The sequence below is a fragment of the Gemmatimonadota bacterium genome, from assembly GCA_026705765.1.
In the GTDB taxonomy this organism is placed as follows: domain Bacteria; phylum Latescibacterota; class UBA2968; order UBA2968; family UBA2968; genus VXRD01.
Genome location: JAPPAB010000171.1, coordinates 1 through 12,153, shown reverse-complemented (window position 1 = coordinate 12,153; position 12,153 = coordinate 1). Strand labels below are relative to the sequence as shown.

The 12,153-nt window shown below is 51.7% G+C and carries 11 protein-coding genes and 1 riboswitch; of the genes, 4 read left to right on the top strand and 7 right to left on the bottom strand.

Annotation, left to right across the window (positions count from 1 at the left end; genetic code table 11):
* The first annotated feature begins 9 nt into the window (after positions 1-9).
* A complete protein-coding gene (locus OXH16_21555) occupies positions 10-579 on the top strand; it encodes a hypothetical protein (GenBank protein ID MCY3683997.1) in 570 nt (189 codons plus the stop codon).
* A 37-nt stretch (positions 580-616) separates the two neighbouring features.
* Here the strand turns inward: OXH16_21555 and OXH16_21550 are convergent, their stop codons facing one another.
* The 4 genes from OXH16_21550 to OXH16_21535 all read right to left on the bottom strand — a co-directional run bounded on the left by OXH16_21550 (position 617) and on the right by OXH16_21535 (position 5,798).
* Positions 617-2,524 (bottom strand): hypothetical protein, encoded by a 1,908-nt coding sequence (locus OXH16_21550; protein ID MCY3683996.1) that lies wholly within the window; start codon positions 2,522-2,524, stop codon positions 617-619.
* Positions 2,525-2,633: 109 nt separating this feature from the next.
* Positions 2,634-3,440: a 4-hydroxy-tetrahydrodipicolinate reductase gene (dapB, locus tag OXH16_21545; GenBank protein MCY3683995.1), complete on the bottom strand. Its 807-nt coding sequence runs from the start codon at positions 3,438-3,440 to the stop codon at positions 2,634-2,636.
* Between the two features lie 21 nt (positions 3,441-3,461).
* A complete protein-coding gene (locus OXH16_21540; protein MCY3683994.1) occupies positions 3,462-4,490 on the bottom strand; it encodes a 4-hydroxy-tetrahydrodipicolinate synthase in 1,029 nt (342 codons plus the stop codon).
* Between the two features lie 89 nt (positions 4,491-4,579).
* Positions 4,580-4,771: riboswitch (Lysine riboswitch) on the bottom strand.
* Between the two features lie 52 nt (positions 4,772-4,823).
* A complete protein-coding gene (locus OXH16_21535) occupies positions 4,824-5,798 on the bottom strand; it encodes an Ldh family oxidoreductase (GenBank protein ID MCY3683993.1) in 975 nt (324 codons plus the stop codon).
* A 131-nt stretch (positions 5,799-5,929) separates the two neighbouring features.
* Between OXH16_21535 and OXH16_21530 the strand changes: the two genes are divergently transcribed.
* The 3 genes from OXH16_21530 (at position 5,930) to OXH16_21520 (ending at position 9,409) form a co-directional block, all read left to right on the top strand.
* Positions 5,930-7,162: a pitrilysin family protein gene (locus tag OXH16_21530; protein MCY3683992.1), complete on the top strand. Its 1,233-nt coding sequence runs from the start codon at positions 5,930-5,932 to the stop codon at positions 7,160-7,162.
* Between the two features lie 38 nt (positions 7,163-7,200).
* The gene (locus OXH16_21525) at positions 7,201-8,064 is read left to right on the top strand and encodes a phytanoyl-CoA dioxygenase family protein (protein MCY3683991.1); all 864 of its coding nucleotides are present in this window, start codon (positions 7,201-7,203) and stop codon (positions 8,062-8,064) included.
* Positions 8,065-8,173: 109 nt separating this feature from the next.
* Complete coding sequence (locus tag OXH16_21520) at positions 8,174-9,409, top strand: pitrilysin family protein (GenBank protein ID MCY3683990.1); 1,236 nt, start codon at positions 8,174-8,176, stop codon at positions 9,407-9,409.
* On the opposite strand, the gene OXH16_21515 is transcribed toward OXH16_21520, so the two are convergent.
* From OXH16_21515 to OXH16_21505, 3 genes are all read right to left on the bottom strand, one after another.
* A complete protein-coding gene (locus OXH16_21515; GenBank protein MCY3683989.1) occupies positions 9,406-10,275 on the bottom strand; it encodes an ABC transporter permease in 870 nt (289 codons plus the stop codon). The genes OXH16_21520 and OXH16_21515 overlap by 4 nt on opposite strands.
* 7 nt (positions 10,276-10,282) lie before the next feature.
* Positions 10,283-11,293, bottom strand: coding sequence for an ABC transporter permease (locus tag OXH16_21510; GenBank protein ID MCY3683988.1), 1,011 nt, complete (start codon positions 11,291-11,293; stop codon positions 10,283-10,285).
* A gap of 202 nt (positions 11,294-11,495) precedes the next feature.
* Positions 11,496-12,153, bottom strand: a 658-nt coding sequence (locus tag OXH16_21505) for a leucine-rich repeat domain-containing protein (protein ID MCY3683987.1), incomplete at its 5' end; no start/stop codon positions are given.

Genomic DNA, 12,153 nt, shown 5'->3' with positions numbered 1-12,153 from the left:
GGAGGGTTCATGAAACAGGTATTGGGTGTGGTATTATTTTGTCTGATCGCCGGATGTGCAGGAGAAAAGAAAAAGAAAGATCAGGCTGTGACGCAACAAAAATTGGACACGCCAATGGGTGCCTGGTTTATGTATGCCGGGAGTGAGACCGGGGTGCGTGGAGAAGGTGATCTGGAACGAGAGATTACAATTCTCGTGCTCAGCGACAGTACGTATTCACTGGCGGTGATAGAGCCTCACATTCAGCGGAATTTTTCAGAAAAAGGGCAGGTGGCGTACGATATGCGCAATGAACAGATCAAGTTTACCGTGCATACTGCTACAGGCGCGGACTTTAGTGGGGCGGAACCTCGAAAGCTGGTCGATGTAGATCCCCTGGTACCCTGGCAACGCGCCCCGGGAACCGAATATGTGATGATGTGGCGATTGGAGCAACAGAGGGACGAGAGCGGTGAAAATATGCGGGATGTTATGGTGCTTTCTGCAGAGGGACATGAAGAATCGTATTTTGTGCGTATCGAGAATCGGGAGGGAATAAGTGCTATTTTAAACGCGCAGATGAAAAGCGGGGATGAGTGATGTAACAGCCTCTTCCCCGCATGATTAATTAATACGTCTATCCAGAAACTTCTTTGGCCAGTTCAACGCATCGCACTAAAAATGCGTCATACGCGGCTTTAAACTCGGTGGTGGTTTTTTGAACCGATCCAAATTCGGGCCAGCCACCGGGTTCCATGCCCCGCGTTTGCCAGCCGCTCAGATCAATTTGGACGTCATTTTCGAGAAAGTCTTTCAGCGCGGGCGTCAGATCGTAGCCTTTCTGAAAATCGGGCAATTCGTAAAGTCGCTGTGCCACGCCGGGTTCGTATTCATGGCCGATTGATCCCCTGAGTTCGTCCAGGTCAAAGGTGGGTTCTTCTGATACGAGTTGAACGGCGCGTTGATGGTTGGGAAATTCTGTATGGCACATGTTTTCGCCCAGTGCGTGAAGCGTGTCATCGGGAACGCGTTTAGACGCGGGTAGCACATCCATTGACGCCAAAATCCACTGTGCCTGATCTTCTGACAAACCGTAGGTGTTTGATAAGTAGGCAACCCATTTGGGCCGATTTTCTGGCGCGTAGAAAATCCAATGTACGCGTCGCGCAACGACCGTTCCCGCTTTTTTTAAATCGGCTTCGAGTTGCACAATTGCTTCTGAAGATTGACCGGCCGCTTCGGCAACTTTTAAGATTACGGGATGCTCCAGTGACTTCAGGTGGGCAAAAGAACATATTTCAGCCGTTTGTTCTGCCAATATCCCTTCGGGTATATCGACTTCCAGATCAGAAGCGAGTTCGGCGAGCAATTCACTGGCGCGATCTTCCGATAATGCGCTGAATAGTTTTTCGGCTTCTACTTCGCGCAAGTGACTTACAAACCGTCCACCCATATTCGTTTCATAAGTTCTCACCACTTGCTTACCGGCCTGTGCTGCTCTGGCTTTGCCTTCAAAAGCATCGATGACGAGTTGTACTTCCTGGGCAACGGTGTAAACGACCGTGTTATTTGTGCCAATGCCTTCGCCGTTGAGCACGGTCGTGATTTTTCGCGCTGCTTCGTGCCCGCCGCCGACTTTGAATACGATATTGGGATCCAGGGTTATATCGCTGACGCCCAATAATTTGTCATATCCTTTCAAGTAGTCATCGGCAATGCGATATGCGTTGCGCGCATCTTCAATGCTGGCATCGGCCTGATCTGCGATATTGGGATTGAGTTGAAAACTCACCATGTAGTCTTTCAGTCCCGTGTACATCGCCAGGGGCCGAAAGATTGAAAGATTGGGCCACAGCGCAATCAATGTGGCAGCCATTACAATGTCATCGGCGTATTTTTCGGGATCGGCTTTCCACTCGTCGTGCCTGGCGATCTCGGCTTTGAGTTCATCGTCTAGCAAGGGGTCTTCGTCAAATGCTTTGGCAGCCAATACCGGATTTGTCGAGACCTGACAAAATCCGTAGTGCCGCAAGTATTCCAGACCGCGCGCAAAGTCATTGCCAAATTTACAGACATTTTCTCCGATCATTTGCCAATACACACCGCCGCGCATATTGGTCTTGAGCAATTCCAAAAATGAACTCGCGGGATTGCCATCATCCAGATTTGACTCAATCCGCTCGGCTAATAATCCCGAAAGACTATCGGCAAGGTTCACGGATTTCATGTCGGCCAAAAAACCATCTACAACACCAGTCGCGTGATTGCCTTCCAGATTATCGAGCGCGTCTAACACACTGTCGAGTGCAGCGTCTATTTCCTCAGCGCCATATCCTACGATCTCGGCATCGCGTCCAGCAAAGTTCATGCCCAATTGAATCAATGTCTTGCAAATCAAATCGCCAGAGGCTCCGCTATTTTTTATTGCGCATAAGAGTTCATCTACGCGGCTCTGCAAAGAACCCGCCTGTGGTGAGATCAAAATCCGATCTGCCACAGCAAGGGTTTGTCCGGCATCAAATGCCGCATGTACATCAACACTCATGAATTTCCTCCTCGATAAATCAATTAGGAATTAAAAATTACGAATTAGGCCATCCAACCCCAACCAAAATCATTGCCAATTTCGATCTGCACTTCACCCTTCATCCTTCCTACCTCAACCCCAATACATCGCGCATGTCGTACATCCCCGGATCGGCTTCAACAGCAAAGGGGATGGCCCGAATCACGCCAGAGGCGAAGGTATCGCGGCTTTGTGCGCGATGGGCGAGTTCGAGGGTTTCTCCAATGCCACCAAACATGACCGTGTGTTCGCCGACGATATCGCCAGCTCGAATGGCGTGTACGCCGATTTCTTCGCGTGTCCTCGCGCCCGTATCGCCGTATCGCCCGTATATGCCCACTTCTTGCAGGTTGCGATCCAATCCCCTTGCTGCGGCTTCGGCCAGTGCGTAAGCCGTTCCCGATGGCGCGTCGGTTTTAAATCGATGGTGCGCTTCGACGATTTCCGCATCGTAATCGCCGCCCAGAATGCGCGCAGCTTCTTCGACGAGTTGCACTAATACTGTTACACCTACGCTGAAATTGGGTGCGAATACACAGGCGACATTTTTCAGGGCCTGTGTCATGGTCTCTAACTGATCGGACGACAATCCCGTTGTGCCAATGACCATCGGTACGCCGGCGCGTCCAGCTATTTCTGCTGCGACAACTGTCGGGTCGGGGGGTGCGGTGAATGCCGTGATCACATCGACATTGTCCGCCATCGCTTCGACCGTATCTACTACTGATATACCTTTGGGAGGAACGCCTATGACTTCGCCAATGTCTTTGCCTATTACGGGATGACCTGGAAACTCGACGCCACCGCCCAAATCCAGTCCTTCGGCTTCAAGGGTCAGATGAGAAATTCGCTGCCCCATCCGCCCGGCAATACCACAAATACCCACCTTAATCATAATTACTCCAGAAAAAAGCTATCAATACGCCAGTCCTTCCAGTACCGAACCATCGTTCAGGCGTTGCGCTATGTCTGTACTAAAAAATGATGCTACGGGCGCAAATACTTCTGGATTATTGGCCTGTACTTCGCGGGCAATGCCCAGTACGATATCCAGTCCAGCGCGGTTCATTTTTCCCAATGGCTGGCGACACGGTCCGGCCGGCATGCCCAAAATATTCATCAATGTTTTAACTGGCAATGGATTGCGTGCCTTGACTTCTGTTACACCGTAAGGCGTTTGTTCTTCGGATATAACGCCGACCATACCAAATAAGGGTTTCAGTGCGGCGTGCAGGCGGTCTGCCTCATCCATATCCCCGCTTTGGAGGGCGTGTACCATTTTGGTCACAGGACCGGGTGCCACATTGGATATTACACTGATTACACCCGCAGCGTCAATCTGGTCACTGGTCATCATGTCAAATGTTTTGTCGTCGTCTCCGGACATGATGGAAAATGCATCGCCACAACATTCGCGGGTGCGCGCCATGTTGTCCAGATCGCCTGTGGCCTCTTTCACGGTGTTCACATTTTTGTATTCGGAATACAAGATGCCGAGGTCTTCTGATAGCAATTTCGTGCCGGATCGACCGGGTATGACATAGGGGATCATGTCCAATTCGGGAAATGCACGGGCCACGGGTTCGACGTATTCTTTGCGAATTTCCAGAGAACTCGGTCCGTTGTAATAGGGATCGACGAGCAGGATGGAGTCCGCACCTACTTGCGCGGCATATTCGGCTGCTTTTAAGGTTTTTGCCGTAGAGTTGCTACCTGCCCCCCCAATGGCGCGGCACTGCTCTCGGGCCTGGCTGCACACTACGCGTGTGATCAAGCTTTGTTCATCACTGCTCAGGGTTGGACTCTCAGCCGTCGTGCCGCAGGCCAAAAGGCCATCAATCCCTTCGGAAATCTGAAATGCTACCAGTTTTTCCAGACCGTCCTGATCCAGGGCCTGGTTGGCAGTCAGGGGTGTGATTAAGGCCGTATGACATCCTTTCAACATAAAAACCTCCAGTTTCTGCACTTTGCGATAAAAAAAGCGCCGGCTTCTCAAGGGTATCGCCAGACGCTCAACGCAGCAGAAAATCTCGCGAACAAGAGAGCTCTCCACGGAAACTTTTCCCGTGACAGTTCAGCAGATATTATCCACTGAACCAGCCCTGCTCTGCGGCGAAACAGGCCAGGACTTCGGCGAACGATCCCTTTTTGTCGGCACGGTGGAGCAGTACTCCGTTTCGCCTCCTGCGCCGCATACTGATAATCGCTCGCGCCTCTACCCTTGCGGAACGGAAAGGTAGCCAACCACATTCGGACTGTCAAGGGTAAAGAGGTGTCTCTACGCCAATTGCTGGAGTTCTTCCATTAAGTCATCGTCGATATCCACACCCGACTGTATCCGCATCGCGCGTTCTCTAAAGGCGCGTTCGCCCGGGATTAAAATTTCGGTTACGCCATCTGCGGGCATTGAATTTTTAATGGCGTGGATGACTTCGCTAACGCCCGATTGAAAGATGTCCATTCCCAAAAAAATTGAGAGATCAATAGCCAGTATGAAAATCCCGTAATTTTTGCCCATTTCAGGTACGGGTGCAGCATTGAGCAAGATGCCGGAAAAGATTTGAATCATTACACTCAAAGCGTATCCTTTGTGTTCGCCAAAGGGCAATGCGCCGCCTGTGCGCGCTTGCTCGGGATCGGTTGTCGGTTTCCCATCTGGTCCCAGTGCGCGCCCTGCTGGGATCTCTTTGCCGTCTTTGAGTGCCATCAAAATTTCGCCATTGGTGATTGACGCACACGAAAAATCGACAAGTACCTGGCCTTCTGCTGTGGGAAATCCCGCAGCAATGGGATTTGTTCCAAGCACGGGTTGCTGCCCGCCCCAGGGGACAATGCGTGGGCCAGTGTTGCACATAACCAGTCCTATCAGGCCCGCATCGGCTATCATAGAGGCGTAATAGCCCAGCATTCCACTATGGCTCGTGTCGCGCGCGCCCACAACGCCCACCCCACTTTGTTTGGCTTTGTCAATCGCGGCACACGCACATCGATGTGCTACCAGATAGCCCAGATTATCCCGTCCATTGATGAGGGAATAAGCCGGTGCGTCTTTTTCTATGGCCATGGGCAATTGGGTACCTTGAGATACGCGCTCGGCAATGCCGGATAGGCGAATCATCCCATGTGTTGGGCGTCCGCGCAATTCGGCTTCGACCAAAATATCTGTCACAATATGCGCGTCAGCCGCGTCGAGCCCGCGGTCGGTCAGGATAGACTGGCATAACGCACGCAAATTTTCAACTTTGACGTTCATGAAGATGATGACCTCCTGAAAGAGATAAGTGTCACAATATCTATTGACAATATATACTCATGTTATTACATGAGAAAAACCAATTGGGCAGTCACAGAGGCACTGCCCCTACACTATATGTGAGGATCCCAATGTCCGAACCACAAATTTATACCCTCGACAACGGCATTCGCGTGGTTGTCGAACCTATGCCCGGCGCGCAATCGGTTGTTGTTGCGTTCCGTTTTACTTTTGGCGCGCAAGACGATCCCAACGACAGATTGGGCATTACGCGCATTGCAGAAGATGTTCTTTTTAAGGGTACGCCCAGGCACGACGCACGCGCCATATTTGACGCTTTTGACGGTCTGGGGATAAGGCGCAGTTCTTCGACTTCCGTCGAATACACTTCTTTTCTCGCGCAAATCCTGCCCGATAAATTCAAATCCGCACTCGAACTTTATGCCGAACTTTTTCGCAGTGCGTCTTTTCCCAGTGACCAGGTCGAGATCGCCAAGACCATCACGCTCGAGGAACTCAAACGCATGGAAGACAACCCCATACAACAGGCCATGTATATGGCCTATAAGGCGGGACTCGGTTCACCGATGGGCAGGATTCCCCTTGGAGAACCCGATACAGTGTCGGCTATTGCACCTGCGGGCGTTCGCCGCCATTGGGATGCACATTGCAGGCCAGGCCATTTGCTCATTGGGGTTGCAGGCGGTCTGGATGCGGAAACTGTAATTGAGACTGTTGGCGATGTTTTTGGCGGGTGGCCAGGCGAAGCACCAGACAGCGGAGAGCTTCATCCTATTTCTGTTGCTGATCGCAGTGTACATCGCGAAAAGCCATCAGAGCAAGCCCATATTTGTTTGCTCTCTTGCGGCGTTCCTCGAGGCCATGACCTCTATTACGCGGGGCAACTTGCCATTGCCATCCTTTCCGGCGGAGGATCGAGCCGATTATTTACAGAGGTCCGCGAAAAACGCGGCCTGGCCTATAGTGTGTCGGCTTTTTATCAGGCATACCGTGGCGGGGGGCTGATGGCGGTTTATGCAGGCACAACTGCCGACCGCGCCCAGGAGACCCTGGATGTCTGCCAATCGGAGCTTGCGCGATTGCGCCGCGATGTTACTGCCGAAGAACTCGTCCGGGCCAAGACAGTGCTCAAGGGCCGCCTTTTTACTATTGGCGATTTGCCCGAGGGCCGCGCTGGAGGTATTATTGAAGATTTATTTCTCGAGGGCCGCGTGCGAACGATTGACGAGATCGCCGCCGGTATTGATGCCGTTACTCTCGATCAGATTCCGCAATATATTGAGACTTTTCCTCCAGGACCTGGTACATTACTGGTTTTGGGGCCTCGGCCGCTGGATGGCTAAGAGGCAAGGGGATCATCCAGTTTTCACAGGAGCAATTTATGGCAACAATTGATGCAATACAATATTCGGCACCAACCGATGAGGAGCGCGCTTTTTACGATGAAAATGGGTATATCGTGATTAAAAATGCCATTGAATCCATTGGTCTGGACCGGGTGCGACGGGCTTTTGAACGCCGCGAGGCAGAAACGCTCGCAGAGCGGAAAGAAGAACTCAGGCTCGGCAAGTTCCGAAATGGCTATGGCAACGGGCCACACGCGCATACTATTCGCCCGGATTTTGATACCGATGAGACCATTCTCGATCTGGCCAATAATCCCCGTGTTATTCCCTATGTGGAAAATGTCGTCGGCGCAGATTATCAGGTGATGGAGATGCTCTATCACAATCACCATGCGGGCACTGCCGCCCACACGAACTGGCACCGAGATTGGCCGCCCTGGACGCATCCGCAATATACGCTCAAGATTAAGGTTTTTTATTTTATCGACGATCAGACCGAAGACATGGGATGCTTTTCTCTGGTGCCTGGTACACACAAAAATCCAGATTATCCACCCAAAGAGGAATATTCGGGAGGTGCCCTGGAAACTATGCCCAATATGGAGAAGATGTCTCTCAATGCCGGCGATGCCGTGCTGTGGAACGTGGTCTGCTGGCATACGGGGTGTGCCAATACCAGTGCGATGGATCGGCGCATCGTTATTTATGGCTATATGCCCTTTTTCGTGAAAAAGTGGATCGCGAGTCCACCGCCTCAAAGCATTGTCGATTGGGCAGATACGCCCCAAAAACGACAACTGATGGGGATCCACTGCGTCGCTGGCAGGCGCGGTTGGGATCGTACGGATGTGCCCTATCTGCCCGAACACGAAGCGATTGCGATGGCGAAGAATCTGTGAAGAGGGGCTGGGCCTAACCGTTCCAGACTTCACACTTCGCTCGATTCGCGCTCCCAATTCCCAATTTCTAATTCTCAATTTCTAATTCTTAATTCCTACGGAGTAAACCATGTCTTCACCGTTTTCCACGCATACCCTCGATAATGGTCTCACGCTTGTTTTTGAAACGATTCCGCGCATTCGGTCAGCTGCGTTGGGTTTTTTTGCCCAGACGGGATCGCGCGACGAAGCCTCAGACCTTTTGGGGATTTCACATTTTCTCGAACACATGTGTTTTAAGGGGACACCCAAGCGCGACTGGCGGCAACTTTCACTCGATGTCGATGATCTGGGCGCTATGTGGAATGCCTACACATGGTGGGAGGGTACGGCCTATTTTCACTGGGTGCAAAGTGATCGGGCGACGGATTCCATCGAGATTCTCAGCGATATGATGCGCGCCAATTTGCCATTGGACGAGTTTGATATGGAAAAGAAGGTTATTCTCGAAGAGATTGCTATGTATCACGATCAGCCTGATGCGCTCATTATTGACGATCTCATTCAAGAGGCTTTTGGCGATCATCCTTTAGGACAGAGTGTGCTGGGTACAGAGGATACGGTGAAGTCCATTACCCGCGATTTGATGGCGGAATATCACCAGCGGCGTTATGGTCCCAATAATCTCACGTTTGTCATTACAGGCGCGTTTGATCGCGATGAGATTATCCGCGCGGTTGACACTCATTGCGGAGACTGGCAGGTATCTGATCATGGGCGAAAGCAATCTATCCCGATTTTTCACGCTTCAAATCGCGTTGTGCAACGCGATGGTGTGGCGCGCGAACATATCGCGCTCGCGCTTCCCGCACCGCCATCTTCCGACGATCATGCTCCTACTGCGGATCTACTTTCTGCTTATTTGGGCGCAGCGACCAATAGCCGGCTCTACTGGTCTGTTATTCAACAGGGTCTGGCTGATGAAGCGTCGGCAGAGTATATCAATTTTAGCGATGCGGGGCTTTTTTACGTTTATCTGTCCGTGGATCCACCAAATGCGTCTCAGGTTCTCGATATTGTGCGGCGCGAAATGGCGGATTTAAAGAACGGTATTGATAGTGACGCGCTCCAACGCGCCAAGACCAAACAGGCCACGGGTATTATTTGCAGTGGGGAAAACGGCCTTTCGCGCTTTTCCCAAATTGTGGGTAGCCTGAGTACCGATACGCCACTCAAAACGCTTGAGGAAGAACGCGCGGAGATCGATGCTGTTACGCCAGAGCGCATTGCCGATTATCTCGAACACTATCCTCTCGATGCGGATCCCGCACTTGTCGCTCTCGGTCCGATGGCAGAATTGAATTAAGCCTTTGGATCCAGTGCGTCTCGCAGACCATCGCCGACCAGATTAAATGCCAGTACTGTAAAAAAGATCGCGCCACCGGGAAAGGTGAGTACCCAGGGTGCGCGCACAATCAGTTCGCGTCCCTGGCTCAGCATCGCCCCCCATTCGGGGGTGGGGGGTTGTGCGCCCAGGCCGAGAAAGCTCAGTCCAGCAGCGTCGAGTATTGCAGTTGCCAATCCCAATGTCGCCTGGACGATCAATGGGGCGAGACAATTGGGCAAGATAGCCACACATAGTATGCGCCAATCCGACGCTCCCAGAGCGCGTGCGGCCATGACATAATCGGTTTCTCTTACGGTCAAGACGGATGCGCGAATCAGGCGCGCGTATTGCGGCATAGCTACAATGCCGACGGCCAACATCGCGTTTTCCAGGCCAGGTCCCAGAATAGCTACGATGCCGATTGCGAGCAATATGCTCGGAAAGGCGAGTAGCAGATCCATCAGGCGCATCAATATTTGATCTATCCATCCCCCCCAGTAGCCCGCGACGACCCCAATACAGGTGCCCAGTATAAGGGCAATCAGTACGGCGAATACTCCGACGCGCAGGGATATCCGAGCGCCATAGATGACGCGGCTCAATATGTCTCGGCCAAAGTCATCTGTGCCGAATGGATGTTCGAGCGTTGGGGACGATAGTCGATTGTAGAGTGCCTGCGCCATGGGATCAGCTGGGGCGATTAATGGCGCTGCGAAAGCCAGGAGTAGAAAGCCGCCGATCAATACGCTTCCCACAATGGAGAGACGGTTTTTTCGCAATCGCTGCCAGATCAATAGCGCGGTGGTTTGCAGTGGCGTTTGTAAGGTGTCTTGTATGTGAGACATTGTGTATCTATTCCTTACCGTATTTGATCCGTGGATCCAGCCAGGCGTATAATAGATCTGCGATTAGATTGATGAGGACAAAGGTCGTAGCGACGATTAGTACGCCGCCTTGTATTGCCCGAAAGTCGCGTGCGTAAACCGAGAGGAGCAACCAGCGTCCAACTCCAGGCCAGGCAAAGATACTTTCGGTCAAGACTGCGCCGCCCAATAGATAACCGAATTGCAAGCTGATTACGGTTAAGACGGGGATGAAGGCGTTTTTCAGTGCGTGGCGCAAGATGACGACCCGTTCAGATAAGCCTTTTGCCCAGGCGGTGCGCACATAATCTTCGCGCAGGACTTCCAGCAAGCTCGACCGGGTCATGCGCGCGATAACAGCGGCAGGTACCGTGCCCAGGGTTATGCCCGGCAAGATTAAATGCCAGAGTGCGTCTCCGAAACTCGGTAGATCACCTGCTATCAGGCTGTCTATGAGATAAAATCCAGTTAGTGTGGGTATAAATACGTGGGAGCTGAGTCGTCCGGAGACGGGGAACAACGGTAGGGAGACTGCAAGGGCGAGGATGAGTAATAATCCCAGCCAGAAGATCGGCACTGAGACTCCTGCTAATGATGCGGTCATGCCGATATAATCCCACCAGGTGCCGCGTCGAACTGCGGATGCAACTCCTGCACCAATGCCGAGTATGCAGGCGAATACCATGCTCGCGAAGGTGAGTTCCATGGTGGCGGGAAAACGCGCCATTAGTTCGACGGATACGCGTTCGTGCGATTTAATGGACCGCCCCAGGTCGCCTTGCAGCAGGTCGGATAGATAGCGTCCAAATTGCACGTGTAATGGCTGATCCAGGCCAAGGTCGCGCCTCAAGGCAGCCAGACTTTCAGCACTTGCCCGTTCGCCCAGCATGATCTGCGCCGGGTCTCCTGGTACGAGGTGTACCATAAAAAAAACCAGCACTGTGATGCCAAATAGTGTGGGGATCAGTGCCAGTAATCTTTTGAGGATGTAGATATGCATGGGTAGTGGTTTAAAAAGAGTTGTCGTAATGAATACCCAAGCAATATCCGACAAATTTAGCCTAAGCGCAATATCCATTCACAGAACGCGCTTGACGTGTCAGTGGAACCGTACAAAAAGAAACGGCGGTGGGTGTTACAACCCATCGCCGTTTCTTTTTTTCGACCTCAAGTGTCTTCTCGGTGGTGCGAAAACCGAGGTATCAAAAATCATTCAAGCGACCTTTTCTCAAATTATCGCCCACCTTCCATTTTTTTATCCCCAACGGTTCTATCATCCGGAGGGGCATCCTCAGGTCTTTGTTTTTTATCGCGGGCTTCGATGCGCTAAAATCTACCTCGACGCCTCTGCTCTCAAGGGCTGGAATGTGTATGTTGATTGATGTGGCACTCAAGGGGTTGTTGCTCACATCAACCTCATCTCCTTCACCCAATCCCGTGTTTGCCACCAGCGGCGCGAGGTCTGAGATGCTGTTGCTGGCAAGATCCAGATCTATCAGGTTGATTAAGTTAGATATCGGTGTCACATTCGATATGCTGTTGTCGTCAAGTTGCAGCACTACCAGACGGGTCAAATTAGATATCGGTGTCATATCCGATATGTTGTTGTCGTCAAGAGTCAGCCATCTTAGATTGGTCAAGTTGGATATCGATGTCACATTCGCTATGCTGTTGTAGCCAAGATCCAGAAATTCCAGATTGGTCAAGTCGGATAGTGATGTCACGTTCGATATGCTGTTGCTGGAAAGATCCAGAGTCCTTAGCCTGGTCAAGTTAGATAGGGGTGTCACATCCGAGATGCTGTTGCTGGGAAGAACCAGCACCTCCAGATTGGTCAAGTTAGATATCGGTGTGACATCC